Below are 23547 nucleotides of genomic sequence, written 5' to 3' on the forward strand. Positions count from 1 at the left end.
CGTCATCGCCACCGATGCCCGGACGGGCGCCGATCCGCATGCCCGCGCGGCGGCGGCGACGAGGCGAAACACGATCGACGCACGGGAGGGCCGGCGCCGGAACACGACTCTCACAAGTCCGGCCGCGGCGACCGGCGCATTCCCGGGGACCGCGGGCGCGACGGCGCGCTGACCAGGGAGTTCCGTACCGGGCGCGGGCGACCGTCCTGGCGTAACCGATCCGACACGGAGCCGCCACGGCGGCGAAACGCGCCGGGAGTGGACTGCAGGCACACCGAACCCCGACCGCCAGGAGCACACCCGATGATCACCACCGTCGTCGCCGGCAACCCCAAGCCCGCATCGCGGACGCTCGACGCCGCCACGGTCGTCCTCGACCGGCTCACCGGGCGCGCTCCCGACCACGTGGTCGACGTGATCGACCTCGGGCCGGGGCTCCTCGGCTGGGGTGCCCCCGCCGTGAGCGAGGCCGTCCGGACCGTCGCCGGCTCGGACCTCGTCGTCGTGGCGTCGCCGACGTTCAAGGCGACGTACACCGGCGTGCTCAAGCTCTTCCTCGACCAGTTCGCCACGGGCGACGGTCTCGCGGGTGTCGTCGCGGTGCCGCTCATGCTCGGCGCCGGACCCGCACACGCCCTCGCCCCCGAGGTGTTCCTCAAGCCCGTCCTCGTCGAACTCGGCGCGACGGTGCCGGCACCCGCCCTCTACCTCAACGACAAGCACTACTCGGAACCCGCGGCGACGGACGACTGGACCGCGCGGTGGCGCGACGTCGTGCTCGGTGCGGCCACACGCCTCCAGGAAGGAATCCGCTCATGATCAGCCCCTACTCGCCCGAGGCCCCCGACCTGACCGCGCTCCGGCAGGCGTTCTCCGGCTTCCCGTGCGGGGTCGCGGCACTCGCGGCGATCGTCGACGACGAGCCGACGGTCCTCGTCGCGTCGTCGTTCACCGTCGGTGTCTCACAGGACCCGCCGCTCGTGATGTTCGCGGTCCAGCACTCGTCGTCGACGTGGCCGGTCCTCCGTGCCGCCGAGACCATCGGCGTCTCGGTCCTCGGGGAGGGCCACGCGCAGGTGACGCGGCAGCTCGCCTCGAAGGACAAGGCGGTGCGGTTCGTCGGCGTCGAGACGTCGGTGTCGGACACCGGGTCCGTGTTCCTCGAGGGGGCGCCGATCTGGCTCGACTGCTCCGTCGAGCACACCTACCCAGCGGGCGACCACGACATCGTGGTGCTGCGGGTCCTCGGGCTCATGTCGGACTTCGCGCACAGCCCGCTCGTCTGGCACCGGTCCGGGTTCGCGACGCTGAGCGCCTGAGCGCTCACGCGCCGACCGGACGGGAGGCCCGGATCACGTGAGCCGGTCTGCTCACGTGATCCGGGCCTCCCGTCCGACTCGTTCGGCCGGCTGGCCGGGCCGGCGTCACACCTGGCTCGCGCCGCCGTCCACGTACAGGACCGCGCCGGTGACGTAGCTGCTCCGCGGTGAGCCGAGGAAGAGGACAGCGTCGGCGATCTCGTCCTCGGTGCCGAGGCGACCGAGCGGGACACCCGCGGCGAGACCGTCGAGCAGCGAGCCCGCGTCCTCCGGCGTGTCCGCCAGGCCGGAGAGCCCCGGCGTCCCGATCGGCCCGGGCGCGACGACGTTCACCCGCACGCCCGCGTCGACGAGCTCGGCCGCCCAGCTCCGGGCGAGTGAGCGGACCGCTGCCTTGGTCGCGGCGTAGACGCTGAAGGCCGGGCTGGCCTTGACGTCGATGTTCGACCCGGTGAGGACGATCGCCGAGCCGCGGCCCAGGAACGGCAGGGCTGCCTGGACGGTGTTGACGACCCCGCCGACGTTGGCGTTGAACGTGTCGGTGAAGTGCTCCCACGTGATGTCGCCGAGCGCGGCGAACGAGCCGCCGCCGGCGTTCGCGAACACGAGGCCGAGGGAGCCGCCGCGCGCCCGGACGGCGTCGACGATGCGCTCGATCGCCGCCGGGTCGGTGACGTCGCCCTGCACGGTCGTGACCGCGTCGCCGAGCTCCGTGCCGACGGCGTCGAGGGCGGACTGCCGCCGTCCGGTCACGATGACGTGCGCGCCCTCGGCGACGAGTCGTCGGACGACGGCGAGCCCGATGCCGGACGAGCCGCCGGTGACGAGGGCGGTGGTGTCGGTGAAGTCGTTCATGGTCGGTTCCCTTTCCTTACTGTTCGGTACAGAAGTGGAACGTAGACCTGTCCGGCGCACTTGTCAAATCTGTACCGAACAGTAAGGAAGTGGGTCGTCAGGCGCTCAGGAAGAACGTCCGCACCTGCGTGATCCGACCGTCCGCGACGGTGACGACGTCGATTCCCCGGACCTGGGGTGCGCCCGCCGGGCCGAGTGCCCACGCCAGGGCGCCGGTGTCCTCGGATGCGTAGTGCGGGCCATCCGCGGCGAACACGAAGGAGTCGGGGACCTGGCCGAGGAGCTCCGCGGCCTTCGCGAGCAGTGCCTCCCGTCCGTCGTTCTCGCCCTCCGGGTCGACGAGGACGACGTCGGGGGAGTAGATGCGCTCCGCGGCGGCGCGTCGGACATCGGCGTCGCGGTTGCCGAAGACCTCGTGGAGGTTGGCGTCGAGCAGTTCGTGGACGGTGGGCATGCGGGTTCCTCTCGGTCTGACGGGGCTATTGTGGTCCGAGCGGTACAGAAAGGGAAGGTGTGCGCATGGCCACTCGTGGACGACCACGGTCCTTCGACGCGGACGCCGCCCTCGACCGTGCGGTCGACGTGTTCTGGCGGCAGGGCTACGAGGGGACGAGCCTCGACGACCTGACGGGCGCGATGGGCATCAACCGGCCGAGCCTCTACGCCGCGTTCGGCAACAAGGAGGAGACCTTCAAGAAGGCGATCGGGCGCTACGCCGAGGTCGAGATGGCCTACGTCGGGGACGCCCTCGCCGAGCCGACCGCCCGCGCCGTGGCCGAGCACTACCTCCGCAGCAACGTCGCCGCGGTGACCACCCCTGGGCGGCCTGCCGGGTGCCTGTCCATCCAGGGCGGCCTGGCCGCCGGCGAGGGCGACCAGCGCATCGTCGACTTCCTCGCCGAGAGCCGGGCCGGCGGTGAGCAGCGGTTCGTCGAGCGGTTCCGTCGTGCGGTCGAGGACGGCGATCTCCCCGACACCGAGGACCCCGTCGAACTCGCGAAGTACGTGTCGACGGTGTCGGCCGGACTGGCCGTGCAGGCGAGCGGCGGCGCACCGCGCGCCGCGCTCGCGGCGGTCGTCGAGCGCGCGCTCCGCGCCTTCCCGGCCTGAGCCGGGTACCCGCCCGACGGACCGGAGGCCCGGATCACGTGAGCGCACCTGCTCACGTGATCCGGGCCTCCCGTCCGGCATCGCGGCGTCAGCCGCGGATCGCCTCCGACAGCTTCACGCGACCGCCGGTCCGGAGCAGCGCGTTCTCGTAGATGCGCGCGCCGACGAGGATGACCACGACCACCGACGCGAGGAGCACCAGGAGCGACAGCACCGGCTCCCACCACTCGACCGAGCCGAGGAAGATCCGCATCGGCATCCCGATCGCCGCGCTGAACGGCACGTACGACATGACGCCGAGGATCGTCGGGTTCGAGTACGCGACGATGATCAGCACGTAGGGGATCATCACGAGCATCATCACCGGCGTCGTGACGCTGCCGACGTCCTCCTGCCGCGACACGAGCACCGCGGACGCGGCGAACAGCGACGCGATGAGCACGAACCCGATCGCGAAGAAGCCGACGAACCACAGCATGCTCGGGCCGAGCAGCGTGAACAGGTTGTCCTGGCCGGTCAGGGCGAGCGCGATGGTCGCCGCGATCGCCACCGCCACGATCTGCGCGAACGCCATGATGCTGTTGCCGAGCACCTTCCCCGCCAGCAGTGCACGGGCTGGGATCGCCGCCATCAGGATCTCGACGACCCGGGTCGACTTCTCCTCCACGACGCTCTGCGCGATCGACTGTCCGAACGTCACCGCCGAGGCGAAGAACACGACGCCGAACGCGAGCGCGACGATGTACACGAGGCCCTCCGGCAGCGCGTCGGGGTCCAGCAGCTCCACCTTCGGCGAGACGCTGAGCGCCTGCACGACACCGGTCGGGGTGGAGTCGAGGCCCACGACCGAGAAGCCGAGCGGATCGTCGGACGGCACGATGGCGGCGTCGACGTCCCCGCTCCGGACGAGACGCTCGGCCGCCGCGGTCGTCGCCGTCGGGGTGACGTCGAGACCGGCGGACGACGGCAGGCTGACGCCCTCCGCGACCGCCACCGGCGTCTTGTCGTCGGACGTGGCGTTGCCGACCACGCCGGCGATCACGATGGACGCGACGACCATGACGACGAGGATGAGCGCCGAGACGATGAACGCCTTGCTCCGGAGGCGCGCCTGGATCTCCCGGGCGCTGACGAGCCGGACCGCGGACACGAACGAACCGTTCACCGGATGACCTCCCGGAAGACCTCGCTCAGCCGGGGGACCCGGGGAGCGAACGAACCGACGGTGCCGGACGACACCGCACGCTGCAGGACGGACTGGGCGACCGCGTCGGACGCCTCGAACACGGCGTACCCGCCGTCGAACTCGCGGACGCTGACGCCCGGTTCGTCGCGGAGCCAGGCGACGTCGCCGTCGACGAGCAGCTCCCACGCCGGTGGCCCGGCCTGCTTCCGGAGGTCCTCCTGCGGCCCGGACGCCCGGATCCGCCCGTCGGCGATGACGACGACGTCGTCGCACAGGCGCTCGACGACGTCGAGCTGGTGGCTCGAGAACAGCACCGGCACGCCCCGGCCCGCTGCTTCGCGCAGGACGCCGAGCACGACGTCCACGGCCATCGGGTCGAGGCCCGAGAAGGGCTCGTCCAGGACGAGCACCTCGGGGTCGTGCGCCAGTGCGGCGGCGACCTGCACCCGCTGCTGGTTGCCGAGGGACAGCTTCTCGACCTCGTCGTCGGCGTGCTTCCCGAGTTCGAGGCGCTCCAGCAGCTGCCCGGTCCGGTCGGCGGCCTCGCGCTTCCCGACGCCGTGCAGCCGGGCCAGGTAGGTGATCTGCTCGGCGACCCGCATCTTCGGGTACAGGCCGCGCTCCTCGGGCATGTACCCGAACCGCTTCCGGTCCGCCGGACCGATGGCGCTGCCGTCGATCGACACCGTCCCCGCGTCGGGCTCGAGCACCCCGAGCAGGATGCGCATGGTCGTGGTCTTGCCGGCGCCGTTGCCGCCGACGAAGCCGGTGAGGCGTCCGCGGCCGACGTCGAACCCGACGTCGTCCAGGACCCGGCGCTCGCCGAAGCGCTTCGTCACGCCCTCGATGGTGAGCATCGCTGGTTCCCCTTCCGTCGACGCACCTCGCCGACGTCTCGACGCTATTGGCCGGGAGGCCCGGCTCGCCTCCGGCTGTCGGCGGGACTTCCCGAGCGGGTCCCCTCCGTCGTACGGGGGAGACGCCGTGGCAGGGGGGCGACCGTCGCGCTGAGGGGTGTCGCCCCGGGCGCCGGGCGCGTCCCAGCGATCCGGCGGCGGCCGTCGGTACGATGCGGCGACCGCGCTCCGAGAGGGCCGCGTCGCCGCGCGCAGGGCGCGGCCGAAGCCCGTGTCCCGACCGGGCGCAGCACCGTTGAGGGGGAGCACGTGACCGAGCAGCAGGAGCACACCGCGGTCGAGGAACCGGCAGCGGTCGTCCGCCACGGACGCCTCGCCCCGCGCAGCCCGATCGGCTTCGCCGCCCGCGTCGTCGCGATGTCCGCCGCCGTCGCGCTGGTCGGTGCGGGATCGGTCGCCGCGATCGCCTCCTACCAGGTCGTCAGCCAGGCCAAGCCGCCGGTGTCGCTCGCGATGCCCGGCACGACGGCGAAGGCTGCTCCGGAACTGACCGCGCAGTCCGGCGAGGTGAACATGCTCCTCGTCGCGACGGACACCCGTGACGGTCAAGGTGCTGGCTTCGACGACCCCGTCAGTCGTCGGGCGAGCTCCGGCGTGGGCAACAACGACACCACGCTGCTCGTGCACATCTCCGCGGACCACACGAACATGGCCGTGGTCAGCTTCCCCCGTGACCTCGTCATCCCGATCCCCGCGTGCACCAACGACAACGGCTCCGTGACGCCGGCGACCGACGCGGCGATGCTCAACACGGCCCTGTCCCGCGGCGGTGAGCAGCACGGTCTGGGGTGCGTCGCGAAGACGATCTCCGACCTCACCGGCCTGCAGATCCCCTACGCCGGCATGATCACCTTCGACGGCGTCGTCGCGATGGCGGACGCGGTCGGCGGCGTCGAGGTCTGCCTCGCGACCCCGATCGTGGACACCGACGTCTCCCCGGCACTCGACCTGCAGGCCGGGAACCAGGAGCTCTCCGGGGCCGAGGCCGCCGCCTTCCTCCGCTCTCGCCACGGTGTCGGCGACCGGAGCGACCTCGGCCGGATCAGCAACCAGCAGACGTTCATGTCCGCCCTCGCCCGGCAGACGGTGTCCGCGGGCACGCTGACGAACCCCGGGCGGGTCCTGCGGCTGGCGGAGACCGCGGCCAAGCACATGACGCTGTCCGACACGCTCGCCGACCCGACCACGCTCGCCCGGATGGCACTCGCGGTGCAGAACGTCGGGCTGTCCCAGATGGTGTTCGTGCAGTACCCGGTGGCCGACGACCCGTCCGACACGAACCGGGTCATCGTGTCCGAGGACGCGGCCTCCCAGCTCAACGCGGTGCTCAAGGCGAACGAGCCGGTCGTGCTCGGCGAGGACAGCCTCGGTCGTTCAGCGGTGAAGGACCCGAACGCGAGCGCGTCCCCGTCGGCCGGGACCGGGTCGTCGTCGGGCTCCGGGTCGGGGTCGCCGTCGTCGGGGTCCGGTTCGCCGTCCGGGGGTGCGTCCTCGGGCGCAGGCTCGTCGTCCGGTGCGGCATCGGCCCCGGCCGGTGCGGCATCGGCCCCGGCGGGCACGCCGAGCGCCCCGCGGACCTCGGCGGCGCCGCTGCCGGACAACGTCTCGGGTCAGAGCGCCGCGACGGTCACCTGCGCCAAGCGGGACGACTAGCCCGCGACGCCGTGCTCGAACGCCCAGACCACGGCCTGGATGCGGTCGCGCAGTCCGAGCTTCTGCAGCACGTTCGACACGTGCGTCTTCACGGTGGCGTCCCCGACGAACAGCTCGCGGGCGATCTCGGCGTTGCTCAGACCCCGGGCGAGGAGCCGGAGCACCTCGGCCTCCCGCTCGGTCAGGCCCGCGCCGGCGACGGCGGCCGCGGCGATCGCGGTCGTGTCGACCGGCGTCGTCGGGGTCGGTACCGGCGCCGCGGTGGCACGGCTGATCACCCGGCGGGTGACGTCCGGCGCGAGCAGGGCGTCCCCGGCGGCGACCGTGCGCACGGCCTCGATCAGCCGCTCGGGGGAGGCGTTCTTCAGCAGGAACCCGCTCGCGCCGGCCTCGAGCGCCTGGAAGAGCGCGTCGTCGTGGTCGAACGTGGTGAGCACGAGCACCGCGGGCGGGTCGTCGAGGGCGGCGATGCGCCGGGCTGCCTCGAGGCCGTCGACGCCGGGCATCTGCACGTCGAGGCACACCACGTCGGGCCGGAGCCGCACGACCGCGTCGACGGCCTGCTCCCCGTCGGCCGCTTCGCCCACGACGCGGAGGCCCGGCTCGGACTCGAGGATCACCTTGAAGCCGGCCCGGACGAGGTCCTGGTCGTCCGCCAGCACGATGGTCAGGTCGTCGGCAGCCATGCCCGCACCAGGTACCCTCCCCGGGCGCGCGGCCCGATCTCGACGGTCCCGCCGACGGCGGCGACCCGCTCCCGCATCCCGACGTGGCCGAGACCGCTGCCGGTGGTGTCCCGTGTGCCGCCGCGGCCGTCGTCGGTGACCTCGACCTCGACGGCGTCGGCGAGGTACCGGAGCCGGAGGTCCGCTCGTGCACCGTGCCCGGCGTGCTTGAGGACGTTCGTGACGGCCTCCTGCGCGACCCGGAAGGCCACCGCGGCGACCGTGGGCGGGACCGGCCGCTCCTCGCCGACGACGGACCAGTCGGCGGGGTGGCCCGCGGTCCGGGCCGCCTCGACGACCTCCGCGATCCGACCGATCCCCTCGGTGCTCGGCGCGGCGCCGGCGGCGGTGCTCCCCGCCGGGGCCGCACCGTCGCGACCGGCGTCGCCCACGTCGTGCGCGCGCAGGGTGCCGAGCATTCGCCGGAGCTCCTCGACGGCGGTGCGGGCGCTGTCCTCGACCACCGAGAGCGACGACGCGGCCTGCTCGGGATCACGGCCGAGCACGCGACGTGCTGCGCCGGCCTGCACGCCCATGAGTGCGACGTGGTGGGCGACGACGTCGTGCAGCTCGCGGGCGATCCGGACCCGTTCGAGCGTGATCGCCTGCGCCGCCGAGCGTTCGCGCTCCGCGGTGAGCTCGGCGGTGCGCAGGTCGAGCTCGTGCCGGGCGACCGCGGCGCTCCACGCACGGTTGCCGGCGTACCACGCGGCCCCGAAGTACACGACGTTGATGAGCACGTTGAGCAGCGAGTAGGCGATGTAGGGCGGGATGAGGGCGTCACCGTCGTTCGGCAGCGCCGTCGGCATCGACCAGCCGAACACGATCGCGAGGAACAGCCACGCGAACATGCCGCCGATCACCACCCACCGCACGGCCTCGGCGCGGACCCGGTCCGAGCACCAGGCCCCCACGGTGTACAGGGCGATGAACAGCGTGAAGTTGACGACGAAGAGCTCGGGCACGTGCAGCAGCTGCGTGCCGACGAAGGCGAGCGCGACGACCACGAGCGCCGACATCGGGAACCGCCGCCGGAACGCGATCGGCACCGTGTTCGCGAGCACCATGAGCGCGGACACCCACCACGCGGCCTGGTCGTCGTCGTACGCCCCGGAGGACCCGTACAGCGTGACCGTCGTCGCCATGCCGAGCGCGAGCGCGCCCGCGAGCACGGCGTCCTGCCGCAGCTCCTGCCGGCCCACCGGCAGCCGTGACCACTCGCTCGTCGTCGCCCCCATGCGTCCACGGTACCGAACCGCGCTGCTCCGCCGGGCGTGGTCTCCGGGCCATCTGGACCGGGAGGCACGATGCAGTTCCTCGTCAACGTCATCGACGACGGCCAGGCCGCCGCGGTCGGTCGCACCGAGTCGGCGACCGAAGCCGAGGCGGCAGCGGTCGACGCCCTCGACGAGCGACTCGACGCCGACGGCCGGATCGTCTTCGCCGCCGGCGTCTCGGCACCCGCCGACGCGACGGTCGTCGACGCCCGCGGTGCCGCACCGATCGTCCGACCGGGACCGGCGGTCGAAGCCGCTGAGTACGTCGCGGGCTTCTGGGTCCTCGACCTCCCGGACCCGGAGACCGCGGAGCGGATCGCGACCGAGGCGTCACGCGCCTGCAACCGGAAGGTCGAGCTCCGTCCGCTCCTGTGACCGACGCGACCGGACCGAGCCCACGGCACCGATGGCGGTGACCGCTGCCGCGAGCAGGAACGCCACCGCCGGACCCGCAGCGTCGAGCACGGTCCCCAGGGCGGCCGCCCCGACGGCCTGACCGAGGACGAGCACGACGAACAGCACCGACGTGCCCGCCGCGGCGTGCTCGGGGGCGATCTCCGTCGTCCACGCGATGAGTGCACCGGTCGCGGCCGTGTAGCCCCATCCGAAGACCACCCCGGCCGCGAGGGACACCGCGCCGGATGACGGGACGACCCCCTCCACGGCGACGGCGGCGGCCGTGACGAGGGCCGTCACCAGCCACAGCGTCCGCGCCCGGAGGCCTGCCGTCCGACGGCTCGTGACCGTGACCGCCGCGCCACCGACCCCGACCGCGACCCACAGCAGCACCGACGTCACCGTCGAGGCCCCGGCATCGACGAGCGTCGACCGACCGAAGGTCCACACGCTCGCGGTCCCGGCGCCGTACAGGAGGGCGACGACGAGCAGCCGGGCGTGCGCACGGGACCACCGACGCCCGGGGGTCGACGGTCCCCGACCGCCGCCGTGCTCGTCACGACGGCCGGCGCCGACGAGCACCGCCGCACCCACGAGCACCGCTGCGACACCGGACACCGCCCAGGCCGTCCGCCAGTCCGGCAGGAGCAGGAGCGCGAGCACCCCCGCGACGACCAAACCCGGGCCGGTCCCCGCGTTCACGAACGCCTGCGCCCGGGCACGACCGGGCGCGGACACCCGCTCCTCCACGAGCCGCACGAGCGACGGCGACGCCAGACCGGCGCTCGCCGAGCCGACCACCGCCGCGATCGAGAACAGCACGGCGCCGGAGCTCGCCGCCATCCCGAGCGCCCCCGCGGCGGCCGTGACGGCGGCCGAGAGGACGAGTGCCCGGGCGTGCGACCGAGCGAGCACGAACCCCGCCAGCGCTCCGACGCAGTAGCACGCGGACGCAGCGGCGGACACCCACCCGGCGGCCGTCGCTTCGAGGTCGAGGTCACGTTGCACGTCGGGCAGGAAGAGTCCGAAGGCGAGTCGGACCAGGCCGTACGTCACCGCGATCAGCGCCAGCCCTGAGCCGAGGAAGGCGGCCCTCCGTAACGAAAACGATCGTTTCACTTCTCGGAGCCTAGGCTGCACCCATGGCGATGCGCACAGGGACCCGGCGCAAGCTCCTCGACGCCGCCGAGGAACTGTTCTTCACGCACGGCATCGCCGCCACCCCGGTCGACGCCGTCCTCGACCGAGCCGGCGTCTCCTCCGCCACGCTCTACCGTGAGTGGGGCAGCAAGGAAGCCCTCGTCGCCGCGGCCCTCGACCGCCGCCACGACGAGTGGACCGCCACGTGGGACCGCGCGATCGCCGCGGCACCGGACGACCGTGCCCGGCTCGACGCCGTGTTCGACGCACTCGACGCCTTCCGCTCGACCCCGACCGGCTCCCGCTGGTGCGCCTTCCTCGGCACCGCCGCCGAGCTCGCTGACGCCCCCGAGGAGGTCCGCGCGGTCCTCGCCCGCGAGACCGACACCCTGCGCGACCGACTCACCGGCGCCGCCGAGCCGCTCGTCGGCGCCGCCGACGCTCCCGCGCTCGCCGAGGACCTGCTGCTCGTCGTGTCCGGCGCCCTCGCGATGCGACTCCGCGACCGGCGCACCGGCACGGCGACCGCCCGCGCCGTCGCCGACGCGGTCGTGCGGGCCCACCGCGCGGACGGCGCCTGCACGACCTCACACGGAACACCCGGCTGAACAAGGCTCACGACGGCACCGCCGGACACTACGCTCCGATCGTGCACCCGACCGCGTCCCGAGTCACCCGTCGAGCCCTCATCACCGGGGGAGGCGCCGTGGTCGCCGCCGCAGCGGTCGCCGAGGCCGTCAACCTCCGCTGGCTACCGGGACGCTCGTCGATGTACCGCGCGCTCGGGCTGAACGGGCAGCCCGGCAAGATCCCCGACGTCACGCCCGTCCCGACCACCTCCGGCTCGTTCGTGTCGAAGGCCCGCGGCGGCCGCACCGTCGGCTGGACGATCGCGGCGCCCGAGTCGGCCGGGCCGCTGCCGATCGCGGTCGCCCTGCACGGCTACGGCGGCTCCCACCGCACCTTCTTCGGCAGCGGACTCGGGTACGACCGGTTCCTCGCACGACACATCGCGGACGGCGGGGCGCCCTTCGCCGTGGCCGGGGTCGACGGCGGCAACCGCTACTGGCACCGTCGGGCGGACGGGGACGACCCCGGCGCGATGGTCCTCGACGAGTTCGTGCCGATGCTCGAGCAGCACGGGTTCGACACCGGGCGCCTGGCGTTCACCGGCAACTCGATGGGCGGCTACGGCGCACTCCGGTTCGGCGGTCTCCTCCGGGCCTCGCGGGTCCGTGCCGTCGCAGCGCTCAGCCCTGCACTGTGGACCAGCGCCGGCGACACCGCCCGAGGAGCGTTCGACGACGCCGCGGACTTCCGCGCGAACACCGTGCTCGGTCGGCAGCGCGAGCTCGACGGCGTTCCGGTGCGCATCGACGTCGGGAACGGCGACGGCTTCGAACCCGCCGTGCGCACATACGTCGACGGGTTCGACACGGCGCCGGCCGGCGGCTTCGAGCCCGGAGCCCACGACGCCGCCTTCTGGCGACGCATGGCCCCGGCACAGATCACGTTCCTCGCGCGGCACCTGCACGCCTGACGCGGGCAGCGGACGGGAGGCACGGCTCGCGTCCGACACGCGCGGCACCCGTGCCGTGCCTCTCCCCACCGGCACGGCCGGACCGCCGCTGGCGCGTCGCTCCGAACCGGCGGCGTGGGCCCTGGCCGATCCGCGTCAGCGGTTCGCGACCAGCAGGTCGTCGACCGCTGCGACGACGGTCGCCACCTCGGTGCGCGTCGTGTAGTCCACGTGGACGTCCGCGAAGCGGACGACGCCGTCGGCGTCGATCACGAAGACCGACGGGAACGGGATCGCCGCCGTCGCGTCCGCGTTGCTGTCCGCGACGTCGAACCCGAGCTGCGTGTGCGCGCCGCGAGCCGCGGCGCTGGGCTCGGTCACGATCCCGAACCGCCCGGCCAGGACGTTCTCGGGGTCGGTCAGCACCGGGAATGCCAGCTCGCCGTTCGTGATCGACTGCTCCGCGGCCTCCGGCGTCTGCGGCGACACGGCCACCAGCTCGACCCCACGCTCCTGGAGCGCCGGCAGGAGCTCCTGCTGGTACGTGCGGAGCGTGATGTTGCAGTAGGGGCACCAGGCGCCCCGGTAGAAGACGACGACGGTCGGGGTGGTGCCGCGGGCCTCGGCGAACGAGGTGGTGTCGCCGGTCGGGGTGACGAGCGGTGCATCAGGGGCGGTGTCGCCCACGGCGACGACGCCGTCGGGGACGCCAGCGCCGCGGAGGTCCCGCTGTTCGCCGTCGAACACCGCGGAGAGCTCCGGGCCGATCTGGGCCGTGAAGCCCTCGTTGAACGTCTCCACCTGGCGGGCGATGGTCTGGTCGGTCACGGTCGGGCTCCTCGAGTCGGGTGCCGGCTGCGGCGCCGGTGGATGGAGCGTAGGCACGACGCGGGGGTCGCGGGCCGGCGGGCGTCACGGGGCGTCACGGTGCCGGTGCGGGTGCCCACACCGATGCCGGCAGGGACCGCCTCCGCTCTCCGCGTCGTGGCCGATCCGGTACGCGACGGTCGGCACCCGACCACCGGATCGGCCAACGCCTGAGCGGAACACACGGTCGTCGCCGTGTCAGGCCGATCGGACGGAGGACACCGCGAGTTCCGCGAGCCGGTGGTCGTGCGTCTCCTCGTGCGCGGTCACCGTGACGACGGCGTCCCGGTCCTGGTCCACGACCACGTACTGCCCGTAGCGGCCGTCGAGCCGCCACGCCGGGCCCGGACCGTCCCACACCGCGAGGCCGTACCGGGTGAACGGGCCGTCCGTGCCCGCCTCGACCCAGCCCGCGTGCATCCCGTCGACCCACGACGCCGACACCAGCTGCTGCCCCGCGAAGGAGCCGCGGTCCCGCAGCAGACGACCGATGCGTGCGAGCTCGGACGTCCGGAGCGCGAGCCCGCTCCCACCGACGACGAAGCCGAGCGGGCAGCGGTGCCACTGCGGGTTGTCGATGCCGAGCGGATCGAACAGCCGTGGGAGCAGCCAGTCGCGCACGTCCCCGACCACCGCTGCGAGCATCCGCATCGCGACGTACGGGCTCGAGTCGGTGTACCGGAAGCGCTCGCCCGTCCCGGTCGCCGGCAGGGCGAGCATCGTCGCGGCGAGGTCGTCACCAGGCACGGGCTCGTCGCCGAACCACGCGAAGTCGATGCCGCTCGTCATCGTGAGCAGGTGCCGCACCGACACACGGTCGACGCCCTCGCCGAGCTGCACGTCCGGCAGCAGCTCGGGCACGCGGGTGTCGAGCGTGAGCAGGCCCTCGTCGACCGCGATGCCGACGGCCAGCGCAGAGACGCCCTTCGACACCGAGTACACGTTCTCGCGGTCGTCGCTCCGCCACCGGTGCGCGACCTCGTCGTCGCCGACACGGACGTGCACCCCGTACGCGCCGAGGCCCTCCGCGTCGACGGCCGCGACGAAGCGGTCGAGGGCGGCCCGCGCCGTGGTCACGCCCGACCCCGGTTCCGGCGTCGGATCGCCTTCGGGGCGCGACCGCCGAGGAAGGAGCGCGCGGGGTCGACGAGGAACCCCTGGCGCAGGGCCTCGCGGCCGACGAGCATCCGGAACCCCATCTGGTCGCGGTTGCTCAGGGTGACCTCGGCATCCACCGTCTGCTCGTGCAGGGTGATCGGGGTGAGGATGACGATGCGCTCCTGGGTGTGCCCCGTGGAGCTGCGGATGGTCCGGCGGTCGTGGATGTCGCACTCGACGGTGACCGCGTCGGCGTCGGTGTCCTGCCACGGGTGCACCGAGAACCGGACCCGGTCGCCGGGGAGCTCCTCGAGGTCGAACGCGTGCAGCGCCGAGCTCCGGGCGCCGGTGTCGAGCTTGACCTTGATCCACGGCAGCGCGAGCCCCGGCAGGGCAGCCCACTCGCGCCATCCTGCGATCGTCGGGGTGCGGCTCATGTGCCCATCCTGTCGCATGCTTTGATGGAGCGTCGCCGTCGATACCCCGAACACCCAGCGGAGCACCCACCGATGAAACTCGCCATCCTGTCGCGCGCCCCGCACGCGTACTCGACCCAGCGTCTCCGCGCCGCGGCGATCGACCGTGGGCACGACGTCAAGGTGCTGAACACGCTCCGGTTCGCGATCGACCTGACCGCGGACGAACCGGACCTGCTGTACCGCGGCAAGCTCCTCAGCGACTACGACGCCGTGTTGCCGCGCATCGGGAACTCGATCACCTACTACGGCACCGCGGTCGTGCGCCAGTTCGAGCAGATGGACGTGTACACGCCGAACACGGCCACGGGGATCACGAACTCGCGCGACAAGCTCCGGGCGAACCAGATCCTGTCGCGACACCACATCGGCATGCCGGCGACGACCTTCGTGAACAGCCGGGCCGACGTCCGCGGCGCGATCGACCGGGTCGGCGGCGCTCCGGTCGTCATCAAGCTGCTCGAGGGCACCCAGGGCATCGGCGTGATCCTCGCGCCCGAGGCGAAAGTGGCCGAGTCGATCGTCGAGACGCTGCACTCCACGAAGCAGAACGTGCTCATCCAGTCCTTCATCTCGGAGAGCCGCGGGAAGGACATCCGGGCGCTCGTCGTGGGCGACCGGGTCGTGGCCGCGATGCGCCGGAGTGCGTCCGGCGACGAGTTCCGCTCGAACGTGCACCGCGGCGGCACCGTCGAGAAGGTCACGTTGACGCCCGAGTACGAGGAGGCGGCGGTCCGTTCGGCGCAGATCATGGGGCTCCGGGTCGCCGGCGTCGACATGCTCGAGGGCAACGACGGGCCGCTCGTCATGGAGGTCAACTCGTCGCCCGGCCTCGAGGGGATCGAGCGTGCCACGGGGCTCGACGTCGCCGGCGCGATCATCGACTTCATCGGCAACCAGGTCGCGTTCCCGGAGATCGACGTCCGGCAGCGACTCAGCGTGTCGACGGGGTACGGCGTCGCGGAGCTCCTCGTGCACACGAACGCCGACCTCGTGGGCAAGACGATCAAGGAGTCCGGGCTCTGGGACCGCGACATCACCGTCCTGACCCTGCACCGCGGGGCCACGGTGATCCCGAACCCCCGCAGCGGGGTCACGCTCCAGGCCAGCGACCGGCTGCTCTGCTTCGGCAAGCTCGAGGAGATGCGCTCGATGATCCCGGACCGCCGGAAGCGTCGGAGCAAGGTCCGGAAGCTGCCGAAGGACGCCGTCACCGAGCAGTCCTAGTGCGCGTGGAGGGCACCCGGACCGCACGTCCAGCACTTGTGCGGAATGATGAGCCGGTGACCATCCTCGCTGACCGCCCCGTCGACCCGACGTCCGAAGCGGAGACAGCGCGACCCGGCAACGCCACCGCGAAGCACCGCAACGTCTCGTTGCTGTCGGTCGCGACGACCACCGCGGACCGCGTGACCACCTCCGCCGACATCGAGGAGCGCCTCCGCGGTGCCCTCCGTCGCCTCCGCCTGCCGAGCGGCCTGCTCGAACGCGTGGCCGGGGTCAAGGAACGTCGGAACTGGGGCGAGGGCCAGACCTTCCACGAGGCCGCGATCGACGCCGGTCGTCGTGCGATGGCCGAGGCGGGCGTCCAGCCGCACGACATCGGGCTGCTCATCAACACCTCGGTGACTCGACCGCACCTCGAGCCCAGCGTCGCGGTCCGGCTGCACCACGGCCTCGGCCTGCCCTCGTCGGCGATCAACTTCGACATCGCGAACGCGTGCCTCGGGTTCGTCAACGCCATGAGCGTCGCCGCGGGCATGATCGACTCCGGCCAGATCCAGTACGCACTCATCGTGGACGGCGAGGACGCCGACCAGGTGCAGCTCAACACGATCGCCCGACTCAACCAGGGCGGCCGCAACCGCAAGGACTTCATGAGCGAGTTCGCGAGCCTCACCCTCGGGTCGGGCGCCGCGGCGGCCGTGCTCGGCCGGACGGACGCGCACCCCACCGGGCACCGGCTCATCGGCGGTGTGACCCGTGCGGCGACGCAGTGGTACGACCTGTGCGTCGGCAGCCCGGACGGCATGTTCACCGACGCCAAGATGCTGCTCAAGGGCGGCATGGAGCTCGTGGTCGAGGCCTGGAACGAGGCCAAGGCGCACTTCGACTGGTCCGACATGGACCGCTACGTGCTGCACCAGGTCTCCGACGTGCACACCAACGCGTTCGTGAACGCGATCGGCGTCCCGCGGTCGAAGGTGCCGACGACCTACGAGCGCTACGGCAACGTCGGCCCGGCGTCGATCCCGATCACCCTGGCGGACGAGGTCGCGAAGGGCTCGATCCGCACCGGGGACCGGGTGTTCCTCGGCGGCGTCGGATCGGGCATCAACACCGCGATGCTGGAACTGCACTGGTGAGGTCCGGCCTCCCTAGCGTCGCTGCCACCACCGCGCCGGCGACGCTCCCGCCGCCCCTGCCCGGACTCGACCCCGCCTGGTCACGGCTGGTCACCGTGCCGGGAGGCGCGGCTCACCCCGAGCGCACCTGGCACCTCCTCGACACGGCCGGCTCCCTCGACGCGCTCGGCGCGCGTCCCGTGGGCACCCTGCTGTGCGTGCACGGCAACCCCACGTGGTCCTACCTCTGGCGCTCGGTCGCACAGCGCACGCTCGACGTCGCCCGCGCCGGTGGCCCTGCGTGGCGGGTCGTCGCGGTCGACCAGCTCGACATGGGGTTCTCGGAGCGGACGGGCACGCAGCGTGGGCTGGCGCAGCGCGTCGCCGACCTCGGGGCACTGACCGACGAGCTCGGGCTGACCGGTCCCGTCGTCACGCTCGGGCACGACTGGGGCGGGGTGGTGTCGCTCGGGTGGGCGGTCGACCACCCGGACCTCGTCGTGGGCGTCGCGACGTGCAACACCGCCGTGCACCAGCCAGCCGACGCACCGATCCCCGCGCCGCTGCGCCTCGCACTCGGGCCGGGGATGCTCGGTCGGGCGACCGTCCTCACGCCCGCGTTCCTCGAGACCACCCTGGCGATCGCGCACCCGAAGCTCGACCGCGCCGTCGCCGACGCCTTCCGTGCGCCGTACCGCGGTGCCGCCCGCCGCGGAGGCGTCGGCGGCTTCGTCGCGGACATCCCCGTGGACGCCGACCACGCCTCGGCGCCGGAGCTCGACCGGATCGCCGCGGGGGTCGCCGCGCTCGACGTCCCCGCGCTCCTCATGTGGGGACCGCGCGACCCGGTGTTCCTCGAGCGCTACCTCGACGACCTGCTCCGCCGCCTGCCGCACGCCGACGTGCACCGCTTCGAGGGCGCCGGGCACCTGCTGCCGGAAGACGTCGACGTCGCCGGGACGGTCACCGACTGGCTGGGCGACCGCCTGCCGGAGGGGACCGTTCCCAGCGGGGCCGAACCGAGCCTCCCGGCCGACACCGACCACGTCGCTGCGGCGAGCCGCCCGCTGTGGGCCGCACTCGAGGACCTGCGCGACGACGACGGACCCGCACTCGTCGAGATGGCGGCGCCCGGCGGCGTCCGCACCGTCAGCTGGAGGCTCCTCGCACGCCGCGTCGACGAGATCGCCGCTGGTCTCGCCGTCGTCGGCGTCCGCGCGGGGGACCGCGTCTCGCTGCTCGTGACACCGGGTGCCGACCTGACCGCCGTGCTGTACGCGTGCGTGCGCATCGGTGCCGTCGTGGTGGTGGCGGACGCCGGACTCGGGATCCGAGGCCTCACGCGGGCCGTCCGGGGTGCGCGACCGGACTGGATCATCGGTGCGTTGCCGGGACTCGCGGCGTCGCGTGCACTCGGGTGGCCGGGCCGCCGCATCGCGACCCTCGCGCTCCCCGGGGCCGCACGACGGGCCCTCGGGGTGTCGCACACGCTCGCCGAGGTCGCCCGTGTCGGCGCCGACCGACTCGCCGCGAGCGGTGCACTGCCCGACGCACCCCCGGCCGACGCGACCGCAGCGGTGCTCTTCACGTCCGGGTCGACCGGACCCGCCAAGGGCGTCGTCTACACGCACCGGCAGCTCGGCGCGGTCCGGGACGCCCTCGCGACGCAGTACGGCGTCGGCGTCGGTACCGGACTCGTCGCGGGGTTCGCGCCGTTCGCACTCCTCGGCCCCGCCCTCGGCGCACGGTCGGTGGCGCCGGACATGGACGTCACCGCACCCCGGACGCTCACTGCGACCGCGGTCGCCCGTGCCGTCGCCGCTGCGGACGCCACCGTCGTCTTCCTGTCGCCGGCGGCGATCGCGAACGTCGTCGCGACCGCGTCGCAGCTGACGGAGACCGACCGGACGGCGCTGCGGCGTGTCGAGCTGTTCCTCTCCGCGGGAGCGCCGGTCTCCGGCTCGCTGCTCGCCGCGGCGACCGAGCTGATGCCGAGCGCGACGGCGCACACCCCCTACGGGATGACCGAGGGGCTGCTCATGACCGACGTCGACCTCGACGGGGTCCGGGCGGCGTCGGCCGCCGACGCGTCCGGCGTGTGCGTGGGCGTGCCCGCGGCCGGCGTCACCGTGCGGATCGCCCCGCTCGACGCCGACGGTGCCGCGACCGGCGCACTCACCGACGCACCGGGGGTGACCGGCGAGATCGTCGTCGCCGCCCCGCACGTCCGCGACCACTACGACCGGCTCTGGCGGACCGACCGGGCCTCGCGGCTCGGCGTCGCGGACCCGCGCGGACACCGGACCGGCGACGTCGGGCACCTCGACGACGCCGGACGGCTGTGGGTCGAGGGGCGGCTGCAGCACGTCGTGACGACACCGGACGGCGTGGTCACCCCGGTCGGCCCCGAGCAGCGGATCGAGCGCGTCGCCGGGGTCCGTCGTGCGGGTGTCACGGGCATCGGACCGGCCGGTACGCAGCAGGTCGTCGCCGTCGTGGAGACCGACCCTGCCGAGCGTCGACCCGGCCTCGCGTCGCCGTCGCTGGCATCCGCGGTGCGCGCCGCCGCTGGGGTGCCCGTGGCGGCCGTGCTCGTCGTGCCCGTGCTGCCGACCGACGTCCGGCACAACTCGAAGGTCGACCGCACGCGGCTCGGGCGGTGGGCGTCGTCCGTGCTCGCCGGTGACCGGATGGTGCGGCCGTGACCGGCGGCGTCGCCGGGAGGCGTGCGCTGCGGGGCTGCTCGTGAAGATCCTGGTCACGGGAGCCAGCGGCTTCCTCGGACAGGCGACCGCGGCGGCCGTGCGGGACGCCGGGCACGAGGTCCGGACGTTCCAGCGCCGCCCGTCCGGGGTGTCGGGCGTCGCGGACGTGCTCGGGACCGTCACCGACCGGGACGCCCTGGCCTGCGCCGTCGAGGGCGTCGACGCCGTCGTGCACCTCGCCGCGAAGGTCTCCCTCGCCGGTGACCCCAACGACTTCCGCCGCGTGAACGTCGAGGGCACCCGGGCGCTCCTCGGCGCCGCACGGGCCGCGGGTGCCGGACGTGTCGTGTTCGTGTCCTCGCCGTCGGTCGCCCACACCGGGACGTCGCTCGCCGGTGTCGGTGCCGGCCCGGCCGAGCCCGACCGTGCCCGCGGGGAGTACGCCCGCACGAAGGCCGCCGCCGAACTCCTCGCACTGGCTGCGGACGAGCCGGGGTTCGCGGTCGTCGCGGTCCGGCCGCACCTGGTGTGGGGGCCGGGGGACACCCAGCTCGTCGGACGGATCGTCGAACGGGCGCGTGCGGGGCGGCTGCCGCTGCTCGACTCCGGCGCGGCGCTCATCGACACGCTCTACGTCGACAACGCGGCGTCGGCGATGGTGGCGGCGCTCGAGCACGCGACGGACGACGGTGTGCACGGGTCGGCGTACGTCGTGACGAACGGCGAGCCGCGGCCCGTCGCGGAGCTCCTCGCCGGGATCTGCGAGGCGTCCGGGGTACCAGCGCCGCGGTGGCACGTGCCCGCCGGGGTCGCACGGGTGGCGGGGTCGGTCGTCGAGGCGGTGTGGCGCGTGCGGCCGGGGCAGGACGAACCGCCGATGACGCGGTTCCTGGCGGAGCAGCTGTCGACGGCGCACTGGTTCGACCAGCGTCGGACGCGCCGCGACCTCGGCTGGACGCCCTCGGTGTCGATCGACGAGGGGCTTGCCCGGCTCGCTGCCGCGCGCTGAGCACCGCGGCAGGGGCCCGGGCGCGGGCCCGCTCGGCGCCGAGTCTCGGCTCCGCGGACACTTCCGCGCTGCGAACGCGGCGAAAGTGTCCGCCTGGCCGAGTCTCGGCCCGCGCGGCCGAGCCTCGCGCCGGACATGACCGTGCCGGGTCCGCGTTCGGGTCGCGGACCCGGCACGGGGTCGGTGGGGCGGGACTCAGCCGAGTCCGAGCTTGCGCTTGAGTGCCTTTCGGCGCTTCCGGGCTCGTCGGTCGGCGAGGGCGCGGCGCGCGACCTCGGCCTTCGAGTCCTTGACGACGGGACGGTTCGCCCGTGCGCCGAGCCAGAACCCGAGCAGGACGACGAGTCCGATGAGGATGATGCGGTTCCGCATGGTGGTGCTCCCTTCGAGGTGCGGCAGGTGCGGCGGGTGCAGCAGTGGCCGCGGGTGCAGCGCGCCGGGCCTCAGCCCGTGAAGCGCTGCCAGAGGTCGGTCACGATCGGCCAGACGTCGCCGGCGCGGTCCGCCGACGAGACCGCGACCGTGACGACCGGGTAGGCCGTCACCGCGAGGGCGAGGAGCACGGCGAACACGACCGCGACGACCGAGGTCACGGTGTGCCGCCGCGTGAGGGCGAGGAGGACGAGCGCGAGCACCACGACCAGGCCGAGCAGCGCGACGAGGGTCACCCGCACGAACGGGAACGGCACGAGACCCGCAGTCGTCGCCGTCACCCCGGCGAGGAAACCGACGAGGGGGAAGAACGCCCCCACGACGATCGCGAGGAGCACGACGATCCCGATCCCCGACGCGATCCAGACGCCCCGGGGCCGCGGACGGCGTGCCCGGGGGCGATCACGTCCGAAGCCCCGGAGCGCGGTCACGGCCGGTCCCCGTCGTGTTCCTGGTCGCCGTCGACGTCGCGGTGCGTGTCGGCGTCCTCGCGGAGTGAATCGGCCGCACGGGACAGGGCGGCGGAGGCCTCGTCGAGCGCGTCGGCGACCTGCTCGTCCCCGGACCCGGCGGTGTCCTCGTGGCGGTCACCCGCACCGACGGCGTCCGCACGGTCGTCCGCCACCGCCGCGTCGGCGGAGGCGTCCTGTGCGTGCGTGCCGGCGTCGCGCGCGGAGTCGGCGGCCTCGTCGGCGGCGCGCGCGGCGCGGTCGGACACCTCGGCACCGGCGTCGGCTGCGGCGTCACGCGCTGCCCCCGCCGCGTCCTTCGCGTGGTCGACGGCGTCGGCGGCCGCGTCACGGGCACGGTCGGCACCGTCCCGAGCGCGATCGGCAGCGTCGGCGACTCCTTCGCGCGCACGGTCGACGGTCTCGCGCGCCGTGTCGGCGGCGTCGGAAGCCACTCCGCGGGCGCGGTCAGCGGTGTCGGAGGCCACCTCACGGGCGCGGTCGGCCGTGTCGGAGGCGACCTCCCGGACGCGATCGGTGGCGTCCGCGACCGCAGCACGCGCCGTGTCGGCCGCGTCACCCGCACGGTCCACCGCGCGGGCAGCGGCGTCACGAGCCTGCTCGGCGACGTCGGCGGCGTTCTCCTGCACGTCGGCAGCGACGTCGGAGGCCGCGGTCTTCGCGCGGTCCACCGCGTCCTTGCCGGACTCGACGGCCCGGTCCAGCGCGGAGGGCTCGTCGTCGAACGGTCCGTGCACGTCGAGCACGCGGACGTCGACGGTCACGGTGTCGTCGCCGAGCTGCGACACGGCCTCGCGGACCTGCCGACGCACCTCGTCGGCGACCGCGACCACGGGCTCCGGGTACTCGACGACGATCGAGACGACGACGTCGAGTGCGCCGTCCTCCTCGTCGACCTGCACCCCGGTCGTCCCGGCGGAGCGGCCGAACTGGGAGCGCACCCGGTCGGCTGCGCGGGCCAGGAGGTTGCCGAGGTGGTGGACCCCGTGCACCCCGAGGGCGGTCTCGGCGGCGGTGCGGGCGGCCACGGTCACGCGCGAGGCGTCCTCGGGCAGGGGCTCGGTGAGCTCTGCCGGCAGGGGTACCTCGGTGATCTGCGTCCGGGCGTTCGGGTCGTGCTGCATGACTTCCTCCTTGCTCCGGGACGACGGACGCCGCCCACCGTGGGCGGGCGGCGTCCGGGTCCGTGGCGGGTTACTTGAAGACGTCCTTGACGTCCTCGCCGGCCTTCTTGGCGCTGGCTGCGGCCTGGTCCTTCTTGCCCTCGGCGACCTTCTGGTCGTCGTTGGTCGCCTTGCCGACGGCTTCCTTGGCCTTGCCGGCGAGGTCCTGGGCAGCGTTCTTGATCTTGTCGTCGAGACCCATGACGGGCTCCTCTCTCTCGTCCGGGCATGCGCCCGGTTCCTTGGGTGGTGCTGCCGGGAGGCGGGGGTCGTCTCCCGGGGTCTGGTGTGGTGGGTGGGTGGTGCGGTCTACTGCACGCGGGTGGGTTTGGCCAGGGCGGCGCGGGTGCCGCCGGTGAGGTGGACCAGGATCGGGACCTGGCGGCCGAGGGTGCGGTCCAGCACGCCGATGGCGTGGTCGACGGCGTCGAGGACCGTCACCGCGTCGCCGCCGCGGCGCACGTTCACCCGGATCCGGGCGGCGCGCTGCCGCTTGACCAGGTACGTGTCGACCTTCGAGCCGACGACGTCGCGGACGCCGGCGAGTTCGTGGTCGATGACGTCCCGCACGAGCGCGACGTTGATGGTGACCTGGTCCTCACCGCTGCGTTCGCGGACGGCGACGCTGGTGCCGCCGCGGCCGCGGGTGAACACCCACAGCAGTGCCAGCACGATCACCACGACGCACGCCGCGGCGACGATCCACAGCGACGCCGCCGGCACGGTGAGGCTGGTGGGGAACGTGAGGTAGGGCTTGAGGGCGTCGCGGACGGCGGGCAGGACACCGGCGCCGATGGTGAGGCCGACGAGGACGGCGGCCAGGCCGAGGACCAGCAGGATGATGCGGTTCAGGGTGCGGTTGCTCTTGGTCATGCCAACGTTCCC

General features: G+C 73.6%; 26 protein-coding genes. 11 read left to right on the top strand and 15 right to left on the bottom strand.

The window, feature by feature from the left end; all coding sequences use genetic code 11:
* The first annotated feature begins 303 nt into the window (after positions 1 to 303).
* Positions 304 to 819, top strand: coding sequence for an NAD(P)H-dependent oxidoreductase (locus tag QPJ90_RS08320; RefSeq protein ID WP_290133956.1), 516 nt, complete (start codon positions 304 to 306; stop codon positions 817 to 819).
* Entirely contained in the window at positions 816 to 1319 is a 504-nt protein-coding gene (locus QPJ90_RS08325) for a flavin reductase family protein (RefSeq protein ID WP_290133957.1), read from the top strand. The genes QPJ90_RS08320 and QPJ90_RS08325 overlap by 4 nt, the downstream gene beginning before the upstream one ends.
* Before the next feature lie 105 nt (positions 1320 to 1424).
* Here QPJ90_RS08325 and QPJ90_RS08330 read toward each other — a convergent pair whose 3' ends face one another.
* Both QPJ90_RS08330 and QPJ90_RS08335 read right to left on the bottom strand, forming a co-directional pair.
* Positions 1425 to 2174 (bottom strand): SDR family oxidoreductase, encoded by a 750-nt coding sequence (locus QPJ90_RS08330; protein WP_290133958.1) that lies wholly within the window; start codon positions 2172 to 2174, stop codon positions 1425 to 1427.
* A gap of 97 nt (positions 2175 to 2271) precedes the next feature.
* Positions 2272 to 2628, bottom strand: a complete 357-nt coding sequence (locus tag QPJ90_RS08335) for a nuclear transport factor 2 family protein (protein WP_290133959.1) — start codon at positions 2626 to 2628, stop codon at positions 2272 to 2274.
* A gap of 65 nt (positions 2629 to 2693) precedes the next feature.
* Here QPJ90_RS08335 and QPJ90_RS08340 point away from each other — a divergent pair, with 65 nt between their 5' ends.
* Positions 2694 to 3284 carry a TetR/AcrR family transcriptional regulator gene (locus QPJ90_RS08340; protein WP_058724268.1) on the top strand — a complete coding sequence of 197 codons (591 nt, stop codon included), beginning with the start codon at positions 2694 to 2696 and terminating at the stop codon, positions 3282 to 3284.
* 88 nt (positions 3285 to 3372) lie between these two features.
* On the opposite strand, the gene QPJ90_RS08345 is transcribed toward QPJ90_RS08340, so the two are convergent.
* On the bottom strand, positions 3373 to 4434 hold the full coding sequence (locus QPJ90_RS08345) for an ABC transporter permease (RefSeq protein WP_290133960.1): 1062 nt from the start codon (positions 4432 to 4434) through the stop codon (positions 3373 to 3375).
* Between the two features lie 11 nt (positions 4435 to 4445).
* Entirely contained in the window at positions 4446 to 5327 is an 882-nt protein-coding gene (locus tag QPJ90_RS08350) for an ATP-binding cassette domain-containing protein (protein ID WP_290133961.1), read from the bottom strand.
* A 309-nt stretch (positions 5328 to 5636) separates the two neighbouring features.
* Here QPJ90_RS08350 and QPJ90_RS08355 point away from each other — a divergent pair, with 309 nt between their 5' ends.
* Complete coding sequence (locus tag QPJ90_RS08355) at positions 5637 to 7040, top strand: LCP family protein (RefSeq protein ID WP_290133962.1); 1404 nt, start codon at positions 5637 to 5639, stop codon at positions 7038 to 7040.
* On the opposite strand, the gene QPJ90_RS08360 is transcribed toward QPJ90_RS08355, so the two are convergent.
* Both QPJ90_RS08360 and QPJ90_RS08365 read right to left on the bottom strand, forming a co-directional pair.
* Positions 7037 to 7726 (bottom strand): response regulator transcription factor, encoded by a 690-nt coding sequence (locus QPJ90_RS08360; protein ID WP_290133963.1) that lies wholly within the window; start codon positions 7724 to 7726, stop codon positions 7037 to 7039. The two genes, QPJ90_RS08355 and QPJ90_RS08360, sit on opposite strands and share 4 nt — an antisense overlap.
* Positions 7708 to 9003, bottom strand: coding sequence for a sensor histidine kinase (locus QPJ90_RS08365; RefSeq protein ID WP_290133964.1), 1296 nt, complete (start codon positions 9001 to 9003; stop codon positions 7708 to 7710). Before QPJ90_RS08365 ends, QPJ90_RS08360 begins: the two co-directional genes overlap by 19 nt.
* Before the next feature lie 69 nt (positions 9004 to 9072).
* On the opposite strand from QPJ90_RS08365, the gene QPJ90_RS08370 reads away from it, so the two are divergent.
* Positions 9073 to 9417, top strand: a complete 345-nt coding sequence (locus tag QPJ90_RS08370; RefSeq protein ID WP_290133965.1) for a YciI family protein — start codon at positions 9073 to 9075, stop codon at positions 9415 to 9417.
* Here the strand turns inward: QPJ90_RS08370 and QPJ90_RS08375 are convergent.
* Positions 9373 to 10578, bottom strand: coding sequence for an MFS transporter (locus QPJ90_RS08375; RefSeq protein WP_354670495.1), 1206 nt, complete (start codon positions 10576 to 10578; stop codon positions 9373 to 9375). The two genes, QPJ90_RS08370 and QPJ90_RS08375, sit on opposite strands and share 45 nt — an antisense overlap.
* Before the next feature lie 2 nt (positions 10579 to 10580).
* Between QPJ90_RS08375 and QPJ90_RS08380 the strand changes: the two genes are divergently transcribed.
* Complete coding sequence (locus QPJ90_RS08380; protein ID WP_290133967.1) at positions 10581 to 11186, top strand: TetR/AcrR family transcriptional regulator; 606 nt, start codon at positions 10581 to 10583, stop codon at positions 11184 to 11186.
* Between the two features lie 41 nt (positions 11187 to 11227).
* Complete coding sequence (locus QPJ90_RS08385) at positions 11228 to 12118, top strand: alpha/beta hydrolase-fold protein (RefSeq protein WP_290133968.1); 891 nt, start codon at positions 11228 to 11230, stop codon at positions 12116 to 12118.
* 135 nt (positions 12119 to 12253) lie between these two features.
* Here QPJ90_RS08385 and QPJ90_RS08390 read toward each other — a convergent pair whose 3' ends face one another.
* The 3 genes from QPJ90_RS08390 to QPJ90_RS08400 form a co-directional block, all read right to left on the bottom strand.
* Positions 12254 to 12925, bottom strand: a complete 672-nt coding sequence (locus QPJ90_RS08390; RefSeq protein WP_290133969.1) for a peroxiredoxin-like family protein — start codon at positions 12923 to 12925, stop codon at positions 12254 to 12256.
* Between the two features lie 237 nt (positions 12926 to 13162).
* A complete protein-coding gene (locus QPJ90_RS08395; RefSeq protein WP_290133970.1) occupies positions 13163 to 14041 on the bottom strand; it encodes a serine hydrolase in 879 nt (292 codons plus the stop codon).
* A complete protein-coding gene (locus QPJ90_RS08400; RefSeq protein WP_058724280.1) occupies positions 14038 to 14499 on the bottom strand; it encodes a RimK/LysX family protein in 462 nt (153 codons plus the stop codon). The genes QPJ90_RS08395 and QPJ90_RS08400 overlap by 4 nt, the downstream gene beginning before the upstream one ends.
* Before the next feature lie 72 nt (positions 14500 to 14571).
* Here QPJ90_RS08400 and rimK point away from each other — a divergent pair, with 72 nt between their 5' ends.
* The 4 genes from rimK to QPJ90_RS08420 are packed head-to-tail and all read left to right on the top strand — an operon-like array spanning position 14572 to position 20597.
* Positions 14572 to 15765 (top strand): 30S ribosomal protein S6--L-glutamate ligase, encoded by a 1194-nt coding sequence (rimK, locus tag QPJ90_RS08405; RefSeq protein ID WP_290133971.1) that lies wholly within the window; start codon positions 14572 to 14574, stop codon positions 15763 to 15765.
* A gap of 56 nt (positions 15766 to 15821) precedes the next feature.
* A complete protein-coding gene (locus QPJ90_RS08410; protein WP_290133972.1) occupies positions 15822 to 16904 on the top strand; it encodes a 3-oxoacyl-ACP synthase III in 1083 nt (360 codons plus the stop codon).
* Positions 16901 to 19588 (top strand): alpha/beta fold hydrolase, encoded by a 2688-nt coding sequence (locus tag QPJ90_RS08415; RefSeq protein WP_290133973.1) that lies wholly within the window; start codon positions 16901 to 16903, stop codon positions 19586 to 19588. Before QPJ90_RS08410 ends, QPJ90_RS08415 begins: the two co-directional genes overlap by 4 nt.
* Before the next feature lie 40 nt (positions 19589 to 19628).
* Complete coding sequence (locus tag QPJ90_RS08420; protein WP_290133974.1) at positions 19629 to 20597, top strand: NAD-dependent epimerase/dehydratase family protein; 969 nt, start codon at positions 19629 to 19631, stop codon at positions 20595 to 20597.
* A gap of 195 nt (positions 20598 to 20792) precedes the next feature.
* Here the strand turns inward: QPJ90_RS08420 and QPJ90_RS08425 are convergent, their stop codons facing one another.
* The 5 genes from QPJ90_RS08425 to QPJ90_RS08445 all read right to left on the bottom strand — a co-directional run bounded on the left by QPJ90_RS08425 (position 20793) and on the right by QPJ90_RS08445 (position 23535).
* Complete coding sequence (locus QPJ90_RS08425) at positions 20793 to 20969, bottom strand: hypothetical protein (RefSeq protein ID WP_290133975.1); 177 nt, start codon at positions 20967 to 20969, stop codon at positions 20793 to 20795.
* A 71-nt stretch (positions 20970 to 21040) separates the two neighbouring features.
* The gene (locus QPJ90_RS08430; protein ID WP_290133976.1) at positions 21041 to 21460 is read right to left on the bottom strand and encodes an MFS transporter permease; all 420 of its coding nucleotides are present in this window, start codon (positions 21458 to 21460) and stop codon (positions 21041 to 21043) included.
* Positions 21457 to 22623 carry an Asp23/Gls24 family envelope stress response protein gene (locus QPJ90_RS08435; protein ID WP_290133977.1) on the bottom strand — a complete coding sequence of 389 codons (1167 nt, stop codon included), beginning with the start codon at positions 22621 to 22623 and terminating at the stop codon, positions 21457 to 21459. The genes QPJ90_RS08430 and QPJ90_RS08435 overlap by 4 nt, the downstream gene beginning before the upstream one ends.
* 70 nt (positions 22624 to 22693) lie before the next feature.
* On the bottom strand, positions 22694 to 22864 hold the full coding sequence (locus tag QPJ90_RS08440; protein ID WP_290133978.1) for a CsbD family protein: 171 nt from the start codon (positions 22862 to 22864) through the stop codon (positions 22694 to 22696).
* A gap of 107 nt (positions 22865 to 22971) precedes the next feature.
* Positions 22972 to 23535 carry a hypothetical protein gene (locus QPJ90_RS08445; RefSeq protein ID WP_290133898.1) on the bottom strand — a complete coding sequence of 188 codons (564 nt, stop codon included), beginning with the start codon at positions 23533 to 23535 and terminating at the stop codon, positions 22972 to 22974.
* Positions 23536 to 23547 lie beyond the last annotated feature (12 nt).

Source organism: Curtobacterium sp. 458, from assembly GCF_030406605.1.
Taxonomy (GTDB): Bacteria; Actinomycetota; Actinomycetes; order Actinomycetales; family Microbacteriaceae; genus Curtobacterium.